Source organism: Akkermansiaceae bacterium (assembly GCA_019634595.1).
GTDB lineage: Bacteria > Verrucomicrobiota > Verrucomicrobiia > Verrucomicrobiales > Akkermansiaceae > Luteolibacter.
Map to the genome: position 1 here is coordinate 617,358 of JAHCBC010000004.1, position 23,141 is coordinate 640,498.

21 protein-coding genes are annotated in these 23,141 nt (G+C 62.6%); 8 read left to right on the top strand and 13 right to left on the bottom strand.

The features are described from left to right. Positions 1-65: 65 nt before the first annotated feature. Genes KF712_17795 through KF712_17810 form a run of 4 tightly spaced genes read right to left on the bottom strand, consistent with a single transcriptional unit; the run spans position 66 to position 2,898 of the window. Positions 66-626 carry a hypothetical protein gene (locus KF712_17795; protein MBX3742842.1) on the bottom strand — a complete coding sequence of 187 codons (561 nt, stop codon included), beginning with the start codon at positions 624-626 and terminating at the stop codon, positions 66-68. Between the two features lie 13 nt (positions 627-639). Next, positions 640-1,587 carry a hypothetical protein gene (locus tag KF712_17800; protein MBX3742843.1) on the bottom strand — a complete coding sequence of 316 codons (948 nt, stop codon included), beginning with the start codon at positions 1,585-1,587 and terminating at the stop codon, positions 640-642. 52 nt (positions 1,588-1,639) lie between these two features. Continuing rightward, positions 1,640-1,960: a hypothetical protein gene (locus KF712_17805; GenBank protein MBX3742844.1), complete on the bottom strand. Its 321-nt coding sequence runs from the start codon at positions 1,958-1,960 to the stop codon at positions 1,640-1,642. Positions 1,961-1,995: 35 nt separating this feature from the next. Next, a complete protein-coding gene (locus tag KF712_17810; protein MBX3742845.1) occupies positions 1,996-2,898 on the bottom strand; it encodes a hypothetical protein in 903 nt (300 codons plus the stop codon). A 181-nt stretch (positions 2,899-3,079) separates the two neighbouring features. Between KF712_17810 and KF712_17815 the strand changes: the two genes are divergently transcribed. Continuing rightward, positions 3,080-3,889, top strand: a complete 810-nt coding sequence (locus KF712_17815) for a sugar phosphate isomerase/epimerase (GenBank protein MBX3742846.1) — start codon at positions 3,080-3,082, stop codon at positions 3,887-3,889. Positions 3,890-3,966: 77 nt separating this feature from the next. Here KF712_17815 and KF712_17820 read toward each other — a convergent pair whose 3' ends face one another. From KF712_17820 to KF712_17850, 7 genes are all read right to left on the bottom strand, one after another. Continuing rightward, entirely contained in the window at positions 3,967-6,519 is a 2,553-nt protein-coding gene (locus tag KF712_17820; GenBank protein MBX3742847.1) for an ATP-dependent Clp protease ATP-binding subunit, read from the bottom strand. Then, positions 6,512-7,639: a protein arginine kinase gene (locus KF712_17825; GenBank protein MBX3742848.1), complete on the bottom strand. Its 1,128-nt coding sequence runs from the start codon at positions 7,637-7,639 to the stop codon at positions 6,512-6,514. Before KF712_17825 ends, KF712_17820 begins: the two co-directional genes overlap by 8 nt. 127 nt (positions 7,640-7,766) lie before the next feature. Further along, positions 7,767-8,213, bottom strand: a complete 447-nt coding sequence (locus KF712_17830; protein ID MBX3742849.1) for a UvrB/UvrC motif-containing protein — start codon at positions 8,211-8,213, stop codon at positions 7,767-7,769. A 136-nt stretch (positions 8,214-8,349) separates the two neighbouring features. After that, entirely contained in the window at positions 8,350-9,219 is an 870-nt protein-coding gene (ilvE, locus tag KF712_17835) for a branched-chain-amino-acid transaminase (GenBank protein MBX3742850.1), read from the bottom strand. 137 nt (positions 9,220-9,356) lie between these two features. Continuing rightward, entirely contained in the window at positions 9,357-11,498 is a 2,142-nt protein-coding gene (locus KF712_17840; GenBank protein ID MBX3742851.1) for a PQQ-binding-like beta-propeller repeat protein, read from the bottom strand. 74 nt (positions 11,499-11,572) lie between these two features. Beyond that, positions 11,573-12,037 carry a CYTH domain-containing protein gene (locus KF712_17845; protein MBX3742852.1) on the bottom strand — a complete coding sequence of 155 codons (465 nt, stop codon included), beginning with the start codon at positions 12,035-12,037 and terminating at the stop codon, positions 11,573-11,575. Positions 12,038-12,053: 16 nt separating this feature from the next. Further along, on the bottom strand, positions 12,054-12,632 hold the full coding sequence (locus KF712_17850) for a hypothetical protein (protein MBX3742853.1): 579 nt from the start codon (positions 12,630-12,632) through the stop codon (positions 12,054-12,056). Between the two features lie 37 nt (positions 12,633-12,669). Between KF712_17850 and KF712_17855 the strand changes: the two genes are divergently transcribed. Beyond that, entirely contained in the window at positions 12,670-13,218 is a 549-nt protein-coding gene (locus KF712_17855) for a 5-formyltetrahydrofolate cyclo-ligase (protein ID MBX3742854.1), read from the top strand. A gap of 245 nt (positions 13,219-13,463) precedes the next feature. Here KF712_17855 and KF712_17860 read toward each other — a convergent pair whose 3' ends face one another. Beyond that, on the bottom strand, positions 13,464-14,012 hold the full coding sequence (locus KF712_17860; GenBank protein MBX3742855.1) for a phosphopantothenoylcysteine decarboxylase: 549 nt from the start codon (positions 14,010-14,012) through the stop codon (positions 13,464-13,466). A gap of 13 nt (positions 14,013-14,025) precedes the next feature. Then, positions 14,026-15,246 carry a cysteine desulfurase gene (locus KF712_17865; protein ID MBX3742856.1) on the bottom strand — a complete coding sequence of 407 codons (1,221 nt, stop codon included), beginning with the start codon at positions 15,244-15,246 and terminating at the stop codon, positions 14,026-14,028. A 309-nt stretch (positions 15,247-15,555) separates the two neighbouring features. On the opposite strand from KF712_17865, the gene KF712_17870 reads away from it, so the two are divergent. The 6 genes from KF712_17870 to KF712_17895 all read left to right on the top strand — a co-directional run bounded on the left by KF712_17870 (position 15,556) and on the right by KF712_17895 (position 22,960). After that, positions 15,556-17,280, top strand: a complete 1,725-nt coding sequence (locus KF712_17870; protein ID MBX3742857.1) for a heparinase II/III family protein — start codon at positions 15,556-15,558, stop codon at positions 17,278-17,280. Between the two features lie 9 nt (positions 17,281-17,289). Then, the gene (locus tag KF712_17875) at positions 17,290-18,552 is read left to right on the top strand and encodes a polysaccharide pyruvyl transferase family protein (GenBank protein ID MBX3742858.1); all 1,263 of its coding nucleotides are present in this window, start codon (positions 17,290-17,292) and stop codon (positions 18,550-18,552) included. A 77-nt stretch (positions 18,553-18,629) separates the two neighbouring features. Beyond that, positions 18,630-19,394 (top strand): hypothetical protein, encoded by a 765-nt coding sequence (locus KF712_17880; protein MBX3742859.1) that lies wholly within the window; start codon positions 18,630-18,632, stop codon positions 19,392-19,394. Between the two features lie 93 nt (positions 19,395-19,487). Then, positions 19,488-21,479: a sensor histidine kinase gene (locus KF712_17885; protein ID MBX3742860.1), complete on the top strand. Its 1,992-nt coding sequence runs from the start codon at positions 19,488-19,490 to the stop codon at positions 21,477-21,479. After that, positions 21,476-22,108, top strand: a complete 633-nt coding sequence (locus KF712_17890) for a response regulator transcription factor (protein ID MBX3742861.1) — start codon at positions 21,476-21,478, stop codon at positions 22,106-22,108. Before KF712_17885 ends, KF712_17890 begins: the two co-directional genes overlap by 4 nt. A gap of 102 nt (positions 22,109-22,210) precedes the next feature. After that, positions 22,211-22,960 (top strand): hypothetical protein, encoded by a 750-nt coding sequence (locus tag KF712_17895; protein ID MBX3742862.1) that lies wholly within the window; start codon positions 22,211-22,213, stop codon positions 22,958-22,960. Positions 22,961-23,141: the final 181 nt, after the last annotated feature.

The following is a 23,141-nucleotide window of genomic DNA, read 5'->3' on the forward strand; positions in this document are numbered from 1 at the left end:
CTCGGCAACACACAAAACCACTCCCGGCACAACAGTCCGCCCCGCGAAGATCCGGCCGTATTCCATCAACGCCAGAGGAACCGATCATTCCACTTGGAATCGAGATCATCCACAGACACCCGTGCGGAGCCGAATTCGTGCCGGATCTCCAATCCTTCGGAAGTCACTTTCTTGATGACGACCTGGGAATATTCCTTGCCGCTCTTCAGGCGCAGCACCTCAAGTTCCTCATCCTCCGCCGCAGTGCGCACGGAAGCCACATATGCCTCCCGGTAGCGCGTGAAATCGCGTTCCTGCTCCTCCACCACAGCTTTCAGCTTCCCATGGCGGTCACGCAGGGCAGCCAACACATCCAACCGCCCGTCAGCAGCCGCTTTCGCCGCCTTGTACTTTTCGTCGATCGCTGCATGACCTGAGTTCTCAGCCCATTTTTCGTTCGCCCGATCCAGTTCATCCTTCAGGACGATGATCGCCTGGCGGTCATCCTGATAGGTCTTCTCGGCATCCGTCTTGCGCGCGGACGCTTCCGAACGCTTCTCCATGACCAGGGCCAGTCCGGTGGCCACCACGGTGAGCGCCACCAGGCCACCTACGAATGTGAGTATTCCTCCACGATCTTCGAACATAAGTGTTGGTTGGTCAGCGTTGTTTCCTTTTCAGTTGGTGCAGCTCCATGGTGCACCTGGCGATCTCCCGCTCCTTGGTGGTGATTTTTGTGCGCATTTCCTTCACCTTGCCCATTCCATTGATTCCGCGGGCGCGTTCCGCCCCCTCCTGCTCCTGCACCTTGACGGCCGCCGCCTGGAGCTGGCGCCACTGGGTCTTCAGCCTCGCAAGCTGGATCTCCTTCGCGGTGACAAGGCGACGGATCTGCTCGCTCCCTTCCGCGGTTGCTGGGTCTTTCAGAGGTTCATCAGGAACTTCAGGCTCCGAGGACGGCCCGGCATCCGCTCCGGTGTCGCCGGCCAGGGATCTTTCATACATCTCACGCTCCGCCTGCTCACGGGCGAGCGCCTCAGCCTTCTCCTTCGGGTCGAACTGGAAGCGTAACTGCCACTCCTCGGTCAGTTCCTCATAGGTGATGCGGCCGCTGCCATCCTTGTGGCGGATGCTGATGCCCACCTCGGTGACCTCACGGATCTCCACCTCCTCATACACGGTGCCGGAAACCGTCTTCAGCTCGGGAAATTTCTCACCCACCGCATCTTCCCTCACCTGGGCACGATAGCCGGCGCGGTAGTCGAGGAACTCCTTCTCCAGCGTCACGGAGTCCGCGATGATTTTCGACATCTGTGCTTCCAGAGCGCCGATCTTTTCCTTCGTGGCCGCGGCCTCCGCAGTCAGGGCATCCGCCTTCTTTCCTGCTTGAGCACCCTTCTTCGAGTTCTCAAGAGTCGTGTTTTCGTGGGCGATCTGGACCTGCAGCGACTCAATTTCATCCGCTTGTTCCCGGATCACGTGCTCGATCGAACTGCCACCGCCCTGCATCTCCTTGTCGAAGACAAAGACGTAGATCCCGCCGAATCCACCGATGACGAGCAACGCCATCAGCAATCCCACCACACCCGGCCCACGGCCGCTCGACATCAAATCTCCAAATGACATGTGAATCTTTGGTAAGGGTTTGGAGTAAATCCGATCACCGGATCACATACTTGCGCTTGTAATCCTCGAAATCTTTCCGCACGGACTCCTTTTTCGCTTCGAGGTCCTTGATCTCGCTCTCGAGTTTGATGATCTCCGCTTGCTGCTTCTTCGTCTCCTCCTCGATGGCGGAGAGATCAGCCGTCCTGTCTGGCGGGAGATCCTTCAAGCGTTCCTCGAGAACGGCCAATTCCCCCCTCAGCTTGGTGATCTCCAGAGCCTGCTGGTCCCGTTTCCGGACCATTTCCGGGGAGTCACAGGAACAGAGGACGGCGGCGAATGCGGCCACGGCGGCATAGGGTGTGATGGATTTCATGATGACGAAGCGGGATTGAAGATGGATGGCAGGTTTCAGGGTTTGACGGGCGGCGGCAGATCCCTGCGCACCGCACCGTAGCCAGCTGTACCATAGCTGGCAGGGCTGTAGTTGTAGTAGTAATTGTAACGGGGAGTACCGCGCACGCGGAACCGGGGATTCTGGTTCACCTTCTCCGGCGGGTCGGAAAGGGATTTGATCTTCAGGGGGGAGTCATTGGAGGCCACCACCGGGGGAGGCTGCACCGCCCGGAAGCGCTTTGCCCGCGGGAGAGGTTTCCTGAGACCGGAAGAATATTTCAACATCGCAGCTTCCTCCCGGGCCAAGATGTCCCTGATCCCCGCGTCTTCCTCCGCGTTCCGGACCCATAGGTCATAGTCCTGCGCACGGCGGTGTTCCTCTCTCATGGCGGCGATGGCGGATTCCTCCTCCAAACCGAAGAAGCAACGCTGTTCATCCGTGAGATCCTCATAGCGCATGCGGGCGGATCCGTCCTGGTGACGCAGCATCACACCGGTGTCATCCACCGCTATCACCTTGACGTCCTTCAGCACCCTGCCGGCCGCAGAGATGAATTCCGGCCATTCACGGCCCATCGCACGCGAGCGGAGTTCGCCCAACTGCTTTTCACGGAAAGCGAGGAAGTCATCCTCCATCCCGGCAACCACTTTGGAAAGAGACTCATACTCCCCCATCCGTTTGTCGAACCGGGCAGTCAGGGACTCCAGATTCGCCATGGCCTCGCCGAGTTTTCCGTTTTCCCCATCCCGCTCACGGCGCTCCAGCCTCATCCCGGTGACCTGGATCTGGTTCTGGAGGTCCATCCGGTAGCGCTCGTTGTCCAGCCAGGTTTCGTCCGAGGGCACATCCCGGTCAAAATAGTAGAATCCACCCACCACCAGGGCACACAAAGAAAGGCATGCTAATACTTTGACCATGATGATTTGGCGAACGACGGGAGTGTACTTTATTCAGACGTATGGAGGGAACTTATTCTTATAAGAAATCCGTTTTTTCACGAAATCTTCATAATCGGCCGCGGACCGTGCGCTCTCCCAACAGAAAATTACATGCATCCCCTTCTTGGCATGGAAGAAGCGGCAATCCAGTCTCTCCAGCATGAAGTTCGCCATCTGCAATGAAACTTTCCGCCACCATGATTTCGAAGGCACCTGCGCCGAGGCCCGCCGCCATGGATATACCGGGCTGGAGGTGGCGCCATTCACCTTGGGTGACGTCTCCGCCATTGCTCCGGAGAAGGCCTCCGCACTGGGCAGGATCGTCCGTGACCATGACCTGGAGATGGTTGGCCTGCACTGGCTGCTGGCCAAAACGGAGGGCTACCACCTGACGGATCCATCCGCGGAAATCCACCGCCGCACCTTCGACTATGCCCGCCATTTGACGGACGTCTGCCAAGGGATGGGCGGCAACATCATGGTGTGGGGCAGCCCGCTCCAGCGGTCACTGGATCCATCATGGGACCGCAGCGCGGCGGAGGAGCGTTTCATCCACTTTTTCCAGCGCCTCTCCCCCCATCTGGCCGCCGCAGGGGTCACCATTGCCTTCGAATTTCTGGGGCCTGCGGAAACGAATTTCATCAACACAGCAGCGGAGACGATTTCCCTGCTGGAGAAGATCGGCTCTCCCAATGTCCGGCTCCATCTGGATGTGAAAGCCATGTCTTCCGACGTCCGTTCCATCCCGGAAATCGTCAGGACCTCCCTGCCATGGACCGCCCACTTCCACGCGAACGACCCGAACCTGCGCGGTCCTGGCATGGGCGAGGTGGATTTCAACGCCATCGCCGCCGTGCTGAAGGAGGAAAACTACGGCGGCTGGGTGTCCGTCGAGGTGTTCGACACCACGGTGGAGCCGGATTTCCTTGCGGGAGAAAGCATCCGCAACCTGCGCTCTGCCTTTGCCTGAGCGGACGGGTTCACAATCCCACATCAAGAGAAAAGCCGGCGCGGTTTCCCACGCCGGCTTTTTGATGTTTCAGAGGATCAGACCCCCGCGCCGTCCGGCTCGATCTCCGGTTCCTCCGGGCGGCTCGACTGGAACACGAGTTCCTCGCTGCCTTCCTTGCGGATCACATTGACCATGTCGCCGGGCTTCACATCCCCGCGGAGCAGGGATTCCGCGAGCGGATCCTCGAGGAAGCGCTCGACGGCACGGCGCATCGGGCGCGCGCCGTAGGCCGGGTCGAAGCCCTTTTCCGCCAGCAGGTCGCGTGCTTCCTGTGCCAGCGTGAGGGAGATGTTCTTCTCGCGCAGGCGCTTGGTGAGCTTGGAAACCTCCAGGTCGACGATCTGGTTGAGGTCCTTTTTCTCGAGCATATGGAAGACCACCAGGTCATCCAGACGGTTGAGGAACTCCGGTTTGAAGTAGCGCTTGGACTCTTCCAGGATCTTCTCCTTCATCCCTTCGAAGTCGGCGTTGTCCTCGTTCATCGCACCGAAGCCGAGGGAGGTCTGGCGCTTGATGGTGGAGGCTCCGACGTTGGAGGTCAGGATGATGATGGTGTTGCGGAAGTCGATCTTCCGGCCCAGCGAGTCCGTGACGGTGCCTTCCTCCAGGATCTGGAGCAACAGGTTCATCACGTCCGGATGGGCTTTCTCGATCTCATCGAAAAGGACCACCGAATACGGACGGCGGCGCACCGCCTCGGAAAGCTGGCCGCCTTCCTCATACCCGACGTAGCCCGGAGGCGAACCGATCAGGCGGCTGGCGGTGAACTTCTCCATGTATTCCGACATGTCGATCTGGATGAGCGCCTCCGCGTCACCGAACATGAACTCGGCGAGGTTGCGGGCGAGGTAGGTCTTGCCGACGCCGGTCGGTCCGAGGAAGAGGAACGAACCGATCGGGCGGCGTGGATCCTTGAGGTCCGCACGGGAGCGGCGCAGCGCCTTGGAAATGGCGACCACCGCCTCGTCCTGGCCGATCACGCGGCCCTTGAGCTCGTCCTCCATCTTGAGGAGCTTCTCGGTTTCCTTCTGCTCCATGCGGCGCAGCGGGACACCGGTCCACTTCGAGACCACGGCCATGATGTCGTCATCCGTCACGGTGACGATGGTTTCCTCCGAAGAGGCGCGCCAGTTCCTGAGGGTCTCCTCAAGTTCCTTCTTCGCATTCTTCTCGTCGTCACGCAGCGATGCGGCTTTTTCGAAGTCCTGCTCCGCGATGGCGGCGACCTTGTCCCGGTTGATCTGGTCGATCTTGCCTTCCAGTTCCTTGATGGACGGCGGGCGGGTCATGGTGCCGATGCGGGCGCGTGCGCCGGCCTCGTCGAGAACGTCGATCGCCTTGTCCGGCAGGAAACGGCCGGTCAGGTAGCGGGAGGTGAGCTTCACGGATGCCTCGATGGCCTCCGGGGTGAACTTCGCCTTGTGGTGGCTTTCGTATTTTTCCTGGAGCCCCTGGAGGATCTTGATCGCGTCATCGACGGACGGCTCGTCCACCTTCACCTGCTGGAAGCGGCGCTCGAGCGCGGCGTCCTTCTCGATGTATTTGCGGTACTCGTTGAGGGTCGTCGCACCCACGCACTGCAGCTCGGAACGGCTGAGGGCGGGCTTGATGATGTTGGACGCATCCATCGCGCCTTCGGCGGAACCGGCGCCCACGATGGTGTGCAGCTCGTCGATGAAAAGGATGACATTCTTCACCTTTCGGATCTCGTCCATGACGGCCTTGATGCGCTCCTCGAACTGGCCGCGGTACTTCGTCCCCGCCACCATCAGGGCGAGGTCGAGCGTCACCACGCGCTTGTCGCGGAGGATCTCGGGCACATTGCCGGAGGCGATCTCCTGGGCCAGGCCCTCGACGATCGCCGTCTTGCCCACACCGGCTTCACCGATGAGGACGGGGTTGTTCTTCGTCCGGCGGCACAGGATCTGGATCACGCGCTCGATCTCCGCCTCACGGCCGATCACCGGGTCCAGTCCGCTCTCGCGGGCGATCTTGGTGAGGTCGCGGCCAAAGGCCTTCAGCGCCGGGGTCTTGGTCTTGCCTTCGCCTTCACCCGGGCCGGATTCCGGAGCGGAGGAGCTTTCGTCCTCAAAGGTGCCATCGGCATCGTCCTCGTCGTCATCCTCATCGTCGTCGTGGTCTTCCGGTGAGAAATTCGGGTCGATCTCCGCAAGGATCTCGTTGCGGGTGCGCTGGATGTCCACATCCAGCCGTTTCAGCACGCGGGCGGCGACGCCCTCCCCTTCACGGAGCAGGCCGAGCAGGAGGTGTTCCGTGCCGACATAGGAATGGTTGAGCGCCTTCGCTTCCTTGTTCGCAAGGGCGAGCACCTTCTTCACGCGGGGGGTGTAGGGGATGTTCCCGGTCGCCTTCTGCGGCGGGCCGGAACCGACCTCCTTCTCCACCTCCATGCGCACGGCTTCCAGCTCGAGGCCCATGCGCTCCAGCACGTTGACGGCCACGCCCTGGCCGAGCTTGATGAGTCCCAGGAGCAGGTGCTCCGTCCCTACGTAGGAATGGTTGAAACGATCCGCTTCCTTGCGGGCCAGGGCGAGAACCTGTTGGGCACGTGGAGTGAAGTTATTCATACGATTCAGGTGTGGGAGGTTCGGAAGGTTTTTCCCCTTCCTTTGATAGAATACGATTATCAGGGGAATCTAGAGATTGCAACCGGGAGCGGACGATTTGTGCACGAATCGAGTCACGTTCTTCCGGAGAAAGTTTCCGCCCGGTGTGGAGCTGCAGGTGGGCCGGCTGGATGTCCATCAGCAGGGCGTCGCAAAGCAGGCCCGTTTCGGCCGGGAAGAATCCGAGATTCCCGCCGAGGCGGAGCAGGGAGAGATGGTTGAGCGCTTCCTTCGAGTCGATGATATAGGCATGCCGTAGCACGCCGTATGCCCGGCCGATCTTGTCAGCGACCATTTCAGGATCATCCTCCAGCAGCTTCTCACGGGCGTTCTGCTCGTGCTGCGCCACCTGGGAAATGACCCGCTCCAGCCTGCGGATGATCGTCTCCTCGCTCTCGCCGAGCGTGGACTGGTTGGAGATCTGATAGAGGTTGCCGAGGGACTCGGTGCCTTCGCCATAGAGGCCGCGGACCGCGAGGCCGATCTTGTTCACCGCCTGGAGCACCTGGCCGATCTGGTCGCTCAGCACCAGCCCCGGCAGATGGAGCATGGCGGAGGCACGCAGGCCGGTGCCCAGATTCGTCGGGCAGGTGGTGAGGTAACCGAGGCTCGGGTCGAAGGCGAACTCCAGTGAGCTTTCCAGCTCGGTGTCGAGGGCGGAAAGACCCTCGAAGGCGGCACTGAGCTGCAGGCCGGGGCGGATCGCCTGCATGCGCAGGTGGTCCTCCTCATTCAGCATGAGGGAAAAAGTCTGGCGGCGCTCGATGACCGCACCGGATCCATCCCCGCGTGCGGCGTGCTCGCGGGAAATGAGGTGGCGTTCCACCAGCACCTGCTTCTGCACGGAGGTGAGATCCCCCAGTTCCTGGGAAAAGGCATCCTTCATCGCCGGCAGCGCTTCCACCGCCGGGCGCAGGATATCCAGGGCGGCGGCCCGCTGGTCACGCTTCGCCCAACCCGGGAAAGGCTGGTTGCGCAGGTTCCGTGCGAGGCGGATGCGCGACGTGAGAACGGCGCAGTGATCCCCCACCCCGCCGGTCATCCAGTCCGCGGGATGTTTGATGAGTGTGGAAAATCGCATCATGGCTTCAGAATTTTTTGAACCACGAACGGACGCGAATCCACGCGAATGAAGATGAGGCTTCCAAAGATCTCCTCCATTTCCCATTCGTGTCCATTGGTGTTCATTCGCGGTTGGTGATTGGAATTTATCCCTGCACTACTTCCAGGTTGCGGATCTCGTCCCGGATGCCCGCGGCTTCCTCGTAGCTTTCGGAGGAAATGGCCTGGTCCAGTTTCGAGCGCAGCTCTTCCAGCCGTTGGGTCCGGTACTGCACGGCCATGAGGCCTTCCGGAACCTTTCCGACGTGGGAGACCCCCTTGTGCATGCCGCGCAGCATGGGGTTCAGGTCGTCGCGGAAGACATTATAGCACTCCGCACAGCCAAAACGACGCACCCGGCGCAGGTCATCCAGGGTGAAACTACAGACAGGGCATTGTTTCCCGCCTGTGACAGCCGTGTAATGTTGTCCCACCGGTGCCGTGCCAGGACCGCCCGGTACGCCACCCAGCAGCATGTCCGCCAACGAGAAGCCGGTGGGATCCGTGACTCCGCGTTCATTGGCGCAGGTATCGCACAGGCAGACTTTCTTCATCTGACCTTCAACGAGTTGAGTCAGAAAAACGGTCGCCTTTTTATCGCAGAAGTCACATTTCATGGCCATACAAAGCTAGAGCCGCATCCCGCGGGGTGCGACAAAAATTCTCCGGGGAGGAAGAATCCGGATCTACTCAAGCAACCGGAGTGCCAGTCGAGCCAGCCAGTTCGTGGAACGCCTTGAGGAAGCGCTTCGTGAACTCGCCCGGCTTGCCGTCACCGATCTTGCGGCGGTCCAGCGAAACCACGGGGATGACCTCCGCCGCGGTGCCGGTCAGGAAGCACTCATCCGCCGTGTAGATGTCATAGCGGGTGAGGGACTTTTCCTTGAACGGAACGCCCAGTTGGTCGGCCAGCTCGAGGATGACCGCACGGGTGATCCCGTCCAGCGCCCCATCGCTGATGAGCGGGGTGAGCAGCACGCCGTTCTTGATGAGGAAAAGGTTGTCGCCGGTGCACTCGGCCACGTAGCCCTGCTCGTTGAGCATGACGGCTTCCAGCGCGTTGGATTGGATGGCCTCCACCTTCGCCATGATGTTGTTCAGGTAGTTCAGCGACTTCACCTGTGGCATGAGGGCGGCGGGTGCCGGACGGCGGGTGGCACACGTGATGATGGCCAGGCCGTTCTGATAGTATTCCTCCGGGTAGAGCTTGATGGTGGAGGCGATGATGAACATCGACGGCACCTTGCAGAGATACGGGTTGAGGCCCAGCTCGCCCGCACCACGGGTGACCACCAGGCGGATGTAACCGTCGGTCAGGCCGTTGGCGGCCACCGTCTCACAGGTGAACTTGATCACCTCTTCCTGGGTCCACGGCAGATCGAGGACGATGGCATGGGCGGAGTCGAACAGGCGGCGGATGTGCTCCTCCAGGCGGAAGACGCGTCCATTGTAGAAGCGCAGTCCCTCGAAGACACCGTCCCCGTAAAGCAAGCCGTGATCGAAGACCGAGATCTTCGCTTCAGATTCATCCACCAATTTGCCATCGAGCCAGATTTTCATGTGCAGTTCGCGGAAAGGTAGGTGGATGCCCGCCGGTGGCAAGCGGTAAGGAAAAAAGGTCCGTGGCGGCGATCACCGGTCGCCGCCTCTTATTGCATGTAATAGAGAATCGGCGACCGGTGATCGCCGCCACTCTTTCATTCCGGAAGCGCGAAGGCGACGAGGCTGCCGCCCGCAGGACGCCCGGATTTCCCGCCACCGGCGGAAATGACCACGAACTGGCGGCCTCCCACCGTGTAGGTGCTGGGTGTGGCATTCCCCCCAAATGGCAGCGGGGCCTGCCACAGCACCTTGCCGGTGTCCTTGTCAAAGGCGCGGATCATTTCGTCCGCCGTGGCGGCGATGAAGATCACGCCCCCGGCGGTGACGACCGGACCGCCGTAGTTTTCGGTGCCGGTCGGTGCCATCCCGCGCGCGGTCAGCTCCTTGTATTCGCCCAGCGGGACCTGCCACTTGATCTCGCCGGTGTTGAGATCCACGGCATTGAGGGTGCCCCACGGCGGCTTGATCGCCGGATAGCCTTCCCGGTCGAGGTAGCGCTTGAATCCGGCGAAGGCATAGGGCGGGGTTTTGTCCGGGGCGGCGGGCGCGGACGGGGCGGCCCCCTGCTCATCCGGACGGCCACCACCACCCGCAGGCGCGGGGACGGACATGATGTAGTCGTGGATGGCGTCCCGCTGCGCGGAGGGGATCTGGTCGAACGGAGGCATGCGACCCGCGCCTTTCTGGGTCAGGGTCTCGATCTCAATGCGGGTCTTGCGCTTCTGCACATCGATCAGCGAAGGAAAGCCTCCGGCCGGATTCCCCTTGCGGTCGAGGCCGTGGCAGGCCGCGCAATAGGTCATGTATTCCTTTTCACCGCGTGGCAGCGCCGTGCCGTCGGCCCGGCGGGTTTCCACCATCTGGACGATCCATGGCATCTCGTTGATGTTGACGTAGTAGATGCCGTCGGGATCGGCGGCTCCCCCGCCCCATTCCATGCCGCCGTCAAAGCCGGGGAACATGATGGTTTCCTGGAGGCTGGGGGCCGGGAAGGGTCCGAAGTTCGGCGAAACGCGGATGCGGTCGAGAGTGGCCGCCTTTGCCTCCGGGGAGGTGATGGAAATGTCGGCCTCCGTGTAGTTCTGGCGCATCAGCGGCGCGGGCTTCACCGGGAACGGCTGGGTCGGCCATGCCTGCTCCCCACGCAGGGTGGAGGCTGGCACCGGGCGTTCCTCGATGGGCCACAGCGGCTCACCCGTCACGCGGTCGAAGACGAACAGGATGCCGTGCTTCGTCCCCTGCGCCACAGCGTCGATCTTTTTCCCCTTGTGGGTTACCGTCAGCAGCACCGGCGGGCACGGCAGGTCCTTGTCCAACAGGTCATGGTGGACGGTCTGGAAATGCCACAGCCGCTTGCCCGTGGTGGCGTCCAGCGCGACGATGCAGTTGGCGAACAGGTTCATCCCGTGGCGGCTCCCGCCGTAGAAGTCCGGCTCCGCCGTCTTCGTCGCCACATAGACGATGCCGCGCTTCTCATCCAGCGCCTGCCCCGGCCACGGCATGACGCCCGTGGCCGTCTTGTAGGCCTCAGGCGGCCAGGTATCGTGGCCGACCTCACCCGGACGCGGGATGAGATGGAAAATCCACTTCCGCTCACCGGTGCGGACATCCAGCGCACGCACCGCTCCCGGCCCGCCGAAGCCGCCGATGATCAGCAGATCCTTGTAGATCACCCCCGGCGTGTTCAGCCCCACATTAGGGGTGCCTTCGCGGTCCAGCCCCTTGCCAAGGTGGATCGCCCCCTTTTCACCAAACGACTCGATGACCTTTCCCGTCGAGGGGTCGAGCGCGAGCAGATGGTTGCCTACGGCGGTGAAAAGCCGCGCCTCGCTGCCGTCCGCGGCGGCCCAATAGACCAAGCCGCGCTGGCGTCCCTTGCCCGCACCTGCGACGCTGGTGGCGGGGTCCCAGGTCCAGCGCTCCTTGCCGGTGGCGGCATCCAGGGCGACCACCTTCCGCGTCGGCGTCGGCGTGTAAAGGACCCCGCCCACGATGAGGTTGTTCGCCTGATACTCGCCCTTGTCGCCGGTGTCGTAGGTCCAGGCGACCTTGAGATCCTTCACGTTCCCCTTGTTGATCTGCTTCAGTTCGGAATAAAGGTTCCTTTCCTTTCCGCCCAGATAGACCGGCCAGTCGGAATCCGCGGATGCGGGCAGCGCGATGGCGAGGAGAACTCCCGAAAGGATCCGGGCATGGAGGGAGGTGCGGCGAAGTCCTGCGGGCATCAGGTGGGTCATGCGGTGGTGAGGATGATCCGGAAAAGACGCGGGAGCCAAGGGCAAGCTTGCACCTTTTTCACCGGCCCGGACTTTCACCACCGTGAAAACGGCGTCCGGGAGAGCGAGGAGTTCGCATACCGCCGGTCGTCGGAGACCTCGGAACCGACCCATGCCGGGAGTTCCGGTTGCTCCGACTCATCCGCGAGTTCCACTTCCGCCACCACCAGGCCGTCGTTCTCGCCGTGGAAAACATCCACCTCCCACACATGGGAGCCGTGGGGCACCAGAAAGCGTGTCTTGTCGATGACCGACGGCTCGCACAGGGCGAGCAATTGGCTCCCCTCCTCCGCCGGTATTTCGTATTCGAACTCGGCGCGGGAGATGCCTTCCGCCGCCCCCTTGATGGTGAGCCACGCCTTGTCCCCGGCCACCCGCACCCGCACCGTGCGCCCGGTTTCCCGTGATAGATAGCCCTGTGCCATGCGGATCCCCTCCGGGTTTTCCGCACGCCAACTGTCATCCGCCACCAGATATTTCCGCTCGATCTCTACCGCCATGGTTCGTTTCTGAAATTCACGGGGCATTCCCCGCCGCCACCTGCGGCCGGGTGAGGATGGACCAGTCCAGTTCCCCGTGGTCCAGCCGCTGCACCTCGCTGGCATAGACCGCGTCCTCATTCCTGGGGTCGAGCTGCGCGGCGAGCGCCGTGAAAAGACGTGCCGCCAATTCGTTTTCCTCACCGCCCTGCTTCGCCAGCAGTCCCGCGCGGGCGAAAACCAGCTTCGCCATCGCCTCCGGACCGAAGTCGAGCCGCACCTTTTCCGGCAGGGTACCTTGGGAAAGCTGGAAATTCACGACCAACGCCCGCTTGTTCCGCGGGGACAGATGCAGGGCCAGTGCGAGGAACTTCCGCGCCTGCTCCAGCGATGCCGGGGATGCCTCCGCTTCCGCCACGCGGTTCACCGCGAGATTGGAAAGGCCGGTGGCATATTCATCCCTTTCCGCGTTCATCATCGCCAGCTCAGGGGAGAACGAACGCCCGTCCACCCGGATGGCCTGCCAGGTGAACTTCACGGGTGCGGCGGGCTGGGCATGCGCCACCACCAGCGAGATCGCCGGAAATGCCACCGCCACTTGCCAAAGCCGCATCATCGCGGATAAGGATGCGGAAGCACCTCGAACCGCGCAAGTGGCAATTCCCCAAGACACCAATCCCCCGAAAAAGGAACTCCGCCGAGAAATGCGCTGTCTGGTGAAGACGCTGCCACAGGAAAACCCCATGGTCCTGCAACTGCTGCGCGACTGGCTGGCCGGACAGCCGCAGGTGGGCACCATCTCCGTGTATGCCCCGCTGCCGGGTGAGGTGGACATCACGCCACTGGTCGCGGAGTTCCCCCATCTCCGCTGGGTCTTCCCGCGTGTGGAGGGCAGCGAACTGGTCCTGCATGTAGTGAACGACCCGGCCACCGACCTGGAACCCGGCGCGTTCGGGATCCGCGAGCCGAAGCCCGGTCTGCCGGTGGTCGATCTTTTCCATGTCGATGCCTTCCTTTGCCCGGGCCTCGCCTTCGACGAGTTCGGTGGCCGCCTCGGCCGGGGCCGTGGCTTCTATGACCGGCTGCTGGAACATGCCCGCGGGGATGCGCTCAAGGTCGGCGTCTGCCACAAGGAGCAGCTCGTCCCGCACACCTACGGCGAAGCCCACGATGTGGCGATGAACCGGGTGATCTCGGGGTGAGACAACAAGTCGGAATCACCTTATTTCCGGGACTGTCCCGGCGAACAGAGGGTGATGACCACTGATTTCACTGATTAACTGATCTCAAAAACTCAGGACAATCTCCGCACCGGACTCTTCCCCCTTATCATTCTTCAATCAGTAAATCAGTGAAATCAGTGGTATCAAAACCATTCCAAGGCCATCCGATCCCGCAATGAAGTGAGCCCGGGCGGAGCGCCAATTCCATGGCATCCCTGCCTCAGTCACTGGCCACCACCGGGAGCGAAGCGCGCGATCTCGTCCAGGATCTGTTCCACCGGGGCGAGACGGCCCACGCCTTCATAACCGCAGGCGAGCAGACCCTCCGCCGGATCGACGAAATGGCAGCCGTCCTCCCTCAGACGCGCGACGTTCCGCGCGGTGGCGGGGTGCAGCCACATCTTCCCGTTCATGGCGGGGGCGATGAGGACGGGGGTCGTCCTTGGCAGGGCAAGGTAGATGGCGGAAAGCGGATCCGGGGCCAGGCCGTTGGCGAAGTTGCCGATCACGTCCGCGCTGGCCGGGGCGACGACCAGCAGGTCCGCGCCGTCCGCCAGCTCGATGTGGCCGGGCTTCCACGACTGCTTCTCATCCTCCAGGGACACCAGCACCGGCCTGCGCGTGAGCACCTGCAGCGTCAGCGGGGTGATGAACTCCGTGGCCGCGCGGGTCATGACCACATCCACCTGATGGCCCGCCTTCACCAGTTGGGAGGCCAGATCCGCCGCCTTGTAGGCCGCGATGGAACCGGTGATGCCGAGGACGATTTTCATGAGGGTTGCGCTTTCACCGGAGCATTCCGACGGCTTTCCGGACCGATGCGACGAAGATTTCGACGTCCGCCATGGTATTGTACACCGCGAAGGATGCACGGGTGGTACCTGAGATGCCGAACCTCGCCATCAGCGGCTGGCAGCAATGGTGGCCGGTTCTCACGGCCACGCCCATCTGGTCCAGCAGCGTGCCGAGGTCATAGTGGTGGATCCCGCCGATGTTGAAAGAAAGCGCTCCCGCCCGGTCAGCCGGGCCATAGAGACGGACGTCCGGGATTTCCGCGAGCCCGGCGGCAGCCGCCAGGATCAGGTCCTGCTCGTGCGCGGAAATATCCCCGATGCCGATTTCATTCACGAAATCCAGCGCCGCGGCGAGCGCGATGGCACCCTCGATGTTCGGGGTGCCTGCCTCGTATTTGAACGGAAGGTCGTTGTAGGTGGCGCCCGCGAAGGTCACCTCCTTGATCATCTCGCCGCCCCCACGCCATGGTGGCAGGTCGTTCAGCACGTCGGCCTTGCCCCACAGGACGCCGATGCCGGTGGTGGCATACACCTTGTGGCCGGACAGCGCGACGAAGTCCGCACCCACGGCCTGCACATCCATCTTCACATGGGGAGTGGCCTGGGCGGCATCCAGCAGGACATACGGGACGCCCGCCTTCTTCGCCACAGCCGTCATTTCCGCCACCGGATGAACGGTGCCGAAGGCATTTGAGATCCAGCCGATGGAGAGCACCTTGGTTCTGGCGCTCAGCAGCGCGCGGAAGGCCTTCTGGTCCAGCACGCCGTCGTCATCACAGGGGATGACCTTCAGCTCAGCTCCCGTCCGCTGGCAGAGCATCTGCCACGGGACGATGTTCGAGTGGTGCTCCAGCGTGGAAATGAGGATCTCATCCCCCGCGCCGATCTTTCCGGAAAGGGCCAGCACGTCCGCCACCAGGTTGATGCCGTCCGTGGTGCCGGAGGTGAAGATGACCTCGTCCGTGGAGGCGGCGTTCAGGTGGTCGGCCACGGTCTTCCGTGCTTTCTCGAATCCCTCCGTCGCCAGCCGGGCGAGGTAGTGGGTGCCCCGATGGATGTTCGAGTTCATCGCCTCGTAGTAATGCTTAGAGGCGAACAGGACCTCCATCGGTTTCTGGGTCGTGGCCGCGTTGTCGAGATAGACCAACGGCTGCCCGTTGATCTTGCGGTCCAGGATGGGGAAATGGTGGCGGATTTCGTCGTCAGAAAACATCGGTCAGAAGCACGGGTTTGCCCCCGCGCCCCGAGCATGCCCCAGCCAACCCCTCCCCGCAATGCCGGAATCCCCTCCCGCTGGGAGCGCTGGTCTTCAGACCGGCATCTTCAGGGCAACGGACCTCCCATCAACGAAACAAAGCTATATGGACGGACTACTTTTCCAAAATTCCCCGTCAGATAACCGCTGTTGAGCACATAGGGAAAGAACCGGCATCCATCCGGTTCCGCCGATGCCCGGCCACCACCCTTGAAAGGATTCTTGCCCTAACCCGGTTCCATCCCTTTCCAATAGTCAATCCGCTCCATGTTCCGCTTCTTCCTCTGCCTGTTCCTGATCCTGCCGCTCCATGCGGCGGAGAACCATCTGTCCGCGCTGCGGAAGGGGCACCCCCGGATCATGCTCACCCCACAACGCGTCGGTGAGATCAGGACCCTCGTCACCACCGACCCGCAGGCGAAGCACTGGCATGAGCTGCTTTCCGCCAGCGCCAAGGGAATGCTTTCCTCTTCACCGGTGACCTACACGCTGGAGAACAAGAAGCTGCTAAACGAAAGCCGCGCCGTCCTCAAGCGGGTATCGACCCTCGCGGGGCTGCACGTCATCAAACCGGACCCGCAGATGGTAGAACGGGCGAAGAAGGAACTCCTCAACGCCGCCGCCTTTCCCGACTGGAACCCGGCCAGTTTCCTTTCCACCGCGGAGATGTCGCTGGCCTTCGCCATCGGTTACGACTGGCTGCACAATTCCCTCACTCCGACGGAAAAGGAAACGCTCCGCACCGCCATCATCGAAAAGGGGCTGAAGCCCGGGCTGGAGATCTACAAGGGCAAGCGCGGCTGGCCGTACGTGAGCCACAACTGGAATTCCGTCTGCAACAACGGCCTCATCGCCGGGGCGCTGGCCATCGCGGATACGGACCCGGAGATTGCCAACGCAGTACTCAGCGCGGCGAAGGACTCCCTGCCGAGGGGCTACCGCGACTACGCCCCGGATGGCGGCTGGCCGGAGGGCCCCGGCTACTGGGGCTACGGGACGCAGTATGCGGTCTATGGTCTGGCCAGCCTGGAGTCCGCGCTGGGCACGGACTGGGGCCTGCCCGCCAGCCCGGGCTTCTCCGGCACCGGGGACTTCCGCATCGACCTCATCGGCCCCAGCGGGATGTATTTCAACTTCGCGGATGGCGGTATGCGACCCGGTGCGGAGTCCTGCATGCTGTGGCTGGCCAACCGTTTCAACCGGCCGGACTACGACGCCAGCGAACGGATCATCGCCACGCAAAAGCCCTCCATCTTCCACCTGGTTTTCTTCAACGGCAGATTCAGCAACGCAGCCCCACCGCCGGAACCTCCGCCACTCCGGCAGTTCACCGGCACAGGGGTGGTCATCCTGCGTTCCGGCGGGGGGAAATCCGCGACCTGGCTGGGGATCAAGGCGGGTGACAACAAGGCGAACCACTCCAACCTCGACCTGGGCACCTTCGTCCTGGATGCAGGCGGCGAGCGATTCGCGGAGGAACTGGGCGCGGACCACTACACGCTGCCGGGTTACTTCTCAGCGAACCGATGGGACTACTACCGGACCCGTACGGAAGGGCAGAACACCCTGGTCATCGGAGGACAGAACCAGAACCCCAAGGCCGCGGCGGAGATCATTTCCATCAAGGATGCCTCCGTCACCATGGATCTCACCGCGGGCTATCCCACCGCCAAAAAGATCCACCGCACCGCCACGGTGTCCCGGGACGGCACCGCCACCATCGACGACCGCATCCTCCTCAATACTCAGGAAACCATCGTCTGGTCCATGCACACCAGGACGCAAGGCACCATCTCCGGAAACACCGCGACCCTCACCCGGGGAAATACCACGCTGAAGGCGGAGATCCTTTCGCCACCCGGCGCGTCCTTCACGCTCACGAAGGTGGAGATCCCACCCCCGCAACGTCCGGAAAAAGGCCTCCAAAAGCTCTCCATCCAGCTTCCCGCCGCGCCATCCGCACGGCTCACCATCCGCTTCACCCCGCAATAATCATCCGCCATGCAACGCCGCCATTTCCTCGCCACCCTCATCCTTTCCTCCCTTCCCGCCGCCGCGCAGCAGGAAAAGCGCGCTCCGCGCATCATCCTACGGAACTCATGGCAGATCGTGAACATCGGTGACATCGGCCACACACCGGGCATCCTCGCCATTCTTGAGAAACATCTGCCGGAGGCGGAGGTGTTCCTGTGGCCCGGCGACATCTCCGGAGGCGTGCGGGAGATGATCCTCAAGCGCTTCCCGAAGCTGAACATCCTGCCGCCGAATCCGGAGGAGCGCCGGAAGATCACCTCCACCTGTGACTTTTTCCTCCATGGTTCCGCCGCCTTTCCCGGCGCGCAGGGCGATGTCACCGCATGGAAGAATACAGGAAAACCCTACGGCTACTATGGCATTTCCATCGCCGCTGAGGGCGACTACGCCATGGGCCTGATGAGCCACAAGGGCCTGACCGCCGAGGTGAAGGACCTGCTGGACACCGCCGCCTTCGTCTTCGCCCGCGACTCCGCCTCGCTCAAGGTGGCGAGGGACGCCGGCGTGAAATCCCCAGTGCTCGAGTTCGGCCCGGATGGCGCCTTCGCCGTGGATCTCCGCAATGATGAAGCAGCCACCGCATTCCTCTCCGCCAACGGGCTGACCGAGGGGAAATTCCTTTGCTGCATCCCCAATCTCCGCAGCGCGCCCTACTGGAAGGTGAAGAAAGGCCGCGCGTTCGACCCGGCCAAGCACAAGCGCAACGAGGAGATGAAGGAACACGACCACGCCCCGCTGCGCGAGGCCATCATCTCCGTGGTGCGGGAGACGGACATGAAGGTCCTGGTCTGTCCGGAGGACTCCACCCACATGGAAGTGGGCAAGGAGATGCTGGTCGATCCGCTCCCGGACGATGTGAAGGCAAAGGTGGTCTGGCGGAAGGATTTCTGGCTGACCGACGAGGCCGTGAGCACCTATGTGCGCTCCGCCGGCCTCTTCGGCAATGACATGCACAGCCCCATCATGTGCATCGGCAACGGCGTCCCCGCCATCTATTGCCGCCTGCTGGAGAAGACGACCAAGGGCATCATGTGGAAGGACATCGGCCTGTCCGAATGGTTCTTCGACTTCGACGACGAGGCCGACCTGCCACGGCTCGCCCCCGCCGTGCTCGCCATGGCGAAGGATCCCGCGGCGGCGAAATCCAAGGCGGCGAAGGCCCGCGCTTTCGTCGAGGAAAAGCAGAAGGAAACCATCGCCGTGCTGAGAAAGAGCCTGCCCGGGGCATAACCCCCCACTAAAGTGGGATGGGAACCTTCTTGTGGAACGGGAAAGCTCCCTTCATGAAGGGAACTTTCCCGCTTTCCATGAAAAACCCCTTCAGCTTCCTGATCGCATCGCTGGCCCTCACCGCCCTCGCCCCGGCGGGGACGGTCGCCCATTGGCTGTTCAACGATCTGAACGACTCCAGCGGGAACGGGCACCATCTGACGAATACCAATACCGTCGCGTCGCTGGGCGGTGGCCGGTTGAATTTCAGCAGCACCACCGCCACCGGGTTGGTGAGCGCCCCGGACAACGCCGCTTGGGATGATACATCCTTCACCCTTGAGGCGATCCTCAGCATCTCCTCCACCACCAGCCTCACCAGTATCGTCACCCACATGGCGAACAGCGGCGGCGGGCGGCAGTGGTTCTTCGGCACCAGTGAGACCGGTGTCCCCATTGTCATCATCAATCCTTCCTCAGGAACGGAGGCGCGGATCACCTCCACATTCTCCGCCCTCACGGCAGGGACGAACTACTACCTCGGGGTGTCGATCAACCTTGGCGCCACCGCCGAAGCCGACCGGGTGACCTTCTACATGCGGGATCTCTCCGTTCCTGAATCACCATTCCTGACCTCGAAGGTTTCCACGAGCTTCACCGGATTCGCGGCTTCCTCCGCCGTGCTGGCCATCGGTTCCACCGGCCACTCGAGCTCACGGCTCGCCGGTTCCATCGAAGAGATCCGCTTTTCGGACACGAACCTCGCCCTGAATGAGCTGCTGGTCGCCGTGCCGGAGCCTTCACTGGCGGCACTGTCCACCATCGGCCTTGCGTCGCTGGGTCTGTGCCGCCGCCGGGGCTGAGAGCCTCTCCCCGCACACCAAAGTGGGCCATCATCCGGGTTGCGCTTTGACGTGGCATCATGTCACCTCCCGCGGTAGGTATCCGACTTTCCGATGACGACCGCCGCCCGCTGGCTTTTCACATGGCTTCTCCTCCCGGGGATCTGCCAGGCCGTGGATGCGCCGTGGATCAAGGCCATCGACCTCCGCTCCCTGACGCCGGAGGAAGCGGACGAAGCCAAGCCCTACCGGCTGCGCGGCACCTTCATCTATCACGACGACAACAACGCCATCTTCCTTCAGGATGAAACGGCCGGAGCCCTTTTCTGGTACAAGGGCACCCTTGATCCCCCGCTGATCCCCGGAGACATCGTCGAAGTCAGCGGAGTGACCAAAACCGGCCTCTACGTCCCCGGGCTGGATGAGGTCACCTTCCGCGTGACCGGACATGGCCCGCTGCCGGAACCGATCGAGGTGACCTACGACGATCTCATCTCCGGACGGTTCCACTACCAATGGGTGACCGGCGAGGGCATCGTCCGTTCCACCTCCACCAGCAGCACCGGCCGCACCCACATCCGGCTGGCGATGGGATCCCGCATCGTGGAGATCCAGGTGGAAAACTTTCCGGAAGCCCACAGCCTCATCGACCACCGCATCCGTGTGACCGGTCTGGCGGCCGGTGGCATCAATGACCGCCACCAGCTCAACCAGCCCTACATCTGGCCGCGGAATGCCTTTGGCATCCGGATCCTGGACAAGCCCACGCCCATCGACGAGCTGGAGACCGTACCCGCCAGCACGCTCCTCACTTTCCGCCCCACGGCGCGCACCGGCCACCGCGTGAAGGTCAGCGGGACCACCCTCGCCTCCTTTCCGGACGGACGGGTCTTCATCCGGGATGGGAAGCACGCGCTCGCGGTGAAACCCAGCAAACGCGTCGCCCTCGAACCGGGCGAAACCATCACCGTGCTGGGATTTCCCGAGATGGAAGGCTTCAGCGCCACCCTCGATGACGCGGAGATCATCAGCAACGACCCGGGGCATCCTCCGGATCCGATACCCACCTATCTTTCCTCGCTGGACGACGGCAGCATGAATCATGAGCTGGTGACCTTTTCCGCCACGGTCGCGGACAGCTTCCGCACGCAGACGGGTGCATCCGTCCAGCTCCAGTATCCGGACATCGCGGTGCGGCTGATCCTCCCTGTCACGGCGGCCATCCCCGCACCCGGCACCCGGCTGCGCATCACGGGCATCTGTCATGTGGAAACAAGCCGCGCCGCAGCCTACAACATCCGGCCGGACTCCATCGCCATCCACGCGCGCACGCCGGGCGACATCATCGTGACCGGCAGTCCCTCCTGGTGGACGACTACCCGCCTGACCATCGCCCTCTGCCTGCTCGCAGCGATCGTTGCCATCGCGACGCTATGGATCTTTCTCCTCCGCCGGCAGGTGGAGAAACAGACCGCCGCCCTGCGCGACCGTATCGAAACGGAAGCGATGATGCTCGAGCGCCAGCGCATCGCCAGGGAGTTCCATGACACGCTGGAGCAGGAACTGACCGGCCTTTCCCTCCAGCTCGGCGCGGCATCCGCCACCTCATCCGCCGCCCCGCTCACCACTGCCTGCAACATGGTTTCCCGCATCCAGACGGAAACGCGGAATCTCCTCCACGACCTGCGCACGCCCTCCGAGCAGATCCCTGACCTGCCCACCGCCCTCGCCCAGTTGGCAGCCCGCCATGACGGCTCCACCGGCCCCCGTGTGGAACTGCACTCCACCAATGACATCCCCGCCCTGCCGCCGCGCACCCTCCACCACCTGCGGATGATCGCCGCGGAATCCATCACCAACGCCATCAAGCACGCGCGGGCGACGCTCATTACCATCGACCTCCGCAACATCGGCGGCCACCTCATCCTCGCCATCACGGACAATGGCCGCGGATTCGACGCGGAAATGGAAACGCGTGAAAAACCCGGCCACTTCGGCTGTATGGGTATCCGCGAACGCGCCCGGAAACTCGGTGCGGAGGTCGTCTGGCGGAGTCAGCCCGGCCACGGCACCACCGTCCGGCTCACCCTTTCCACGCCCTCATGAGCGATACCAACCCCATCACCGTTCTCATCGTCGATGACCACTTCGTGGTCCGCAACGGCCTCGCCACCTCTCTGGAGATCGAGCCGGACATCCGGGTCACAGCAACGGCTGAGCGTGGCGAGGATGCCGCCGTTACCTACGCCGCCCATCGGCCGACCGTCGTGCTCATGGACCTGCAGCTCCCGGGCATCAACGGCGTGGAAGCCACGTCCTCCATCCGCCAGATTGACCCTGCGGCGAGGATTCTCGTCTTCTCCACCTTCGCGCGCATGGATGAGATCCAGAGCGCGCTGCAGGCCGGAGCCACCGGCTACCTGCAGAAGTCCGCCTCCAGGGAGGAACTCATCCATGCCGTGCGCCTCACCGCCGCGGACGAACACTACCTCCCGCCGGAGATCGCCGCGGAGCTGACCGAACTCCGCCTCGGCCCGGCCATCACCCCACGGGAGCGGGAGATCATTTCGCTCATCGCCGCCGGATCCGCCAACAAGGAGATCGGGGCCCAGCTCGGCATCGCGGAAGACACCGTGAAACAGCATGTCTCCCGCATCCTCCAGAAACTGGGAGTGAAGGACCGCGCCCAAGCCGCGACGGAGGCGATCCGCCGCGGAATCATCCGTCTTTCATGACCCCCACGAAAGTGGTATAAGGAGAGGCTTACGCGGAGAACCGCGGAGCGTTTGAATCGATGCTTAAACCTATCTTTCCACACGCTCCCCTATTTTTCCCCGATGCTCCCTCTGTCATCCGTCGCCCGCCGCATGTTCGTTGTCTCGGGAATCGCCGTCTTTTCCGCACTGGTTTCTCCCTCGGCCACGGCCGCCACGCTTTTCGGCTACTGGAATTTCGACAGTCCGCGGAGCCAGGGACCGAACTACAACCAGAGCGCACCGGCAGTCACCGGAGTGACCGCGTCCTCCGTCACCGCCGGGAGTGGCTTTGCCGGCGGCTCCTATGGCACCGGCTTCGATACGGTATATGGCGTGGGCGGCTCCACGGACCGGGCCTATGTTTTTGAAACCGCCTTTGTCGGCAACAACCAGGCCGGTGCCCTCAGCGGGAATGACACCTTCACCTTCACCATCACCCCGACGGGAGGCCAGACCATCAATCTCACCTCCATCAGTTTCTACGCCTGGTCGCGCGTCGATCCAGGTGCGGGAAATGCCTACAATTTCTTTGTGACCAGCAGTGCGACAGGCACCGACGTGCTGGGCACCTACTCGTCCAGGAACAATGTCGCAAGCAACAGCATCCCGACGTCCCAGAACAACCAATACACCCTCGATCTCTCCTCAATCCCTGAACTCTCCGGCGTGACCACGGCCGTGACATTCACCATCGGAGCTTACTACACCGGAGTGTCGGGTAACAACCTGCGCTTCGACGATCTGCGGATGTATGGGGATGTGATCCCCGAGCCTTCCGCGGCGGCACTCTCCGCACTGGGTCTCATCCCGTTGCTGCGCCGCCGCCGCTGAGTATCGGCTCGACGGCCGACCCTGCTTTCCGTTTCATTGGTGATATCGGGGAAATCCGTATCTCCTCCCCGGTTTCCAAGGCCAACCAGCTCCTGCCGCCGGGATAGGCATACCCCCATCGGTGGTGCCTCCCATACGCACGAAAGTGAGATACCTGAAACGTAACAATTCCCGCCGCAGC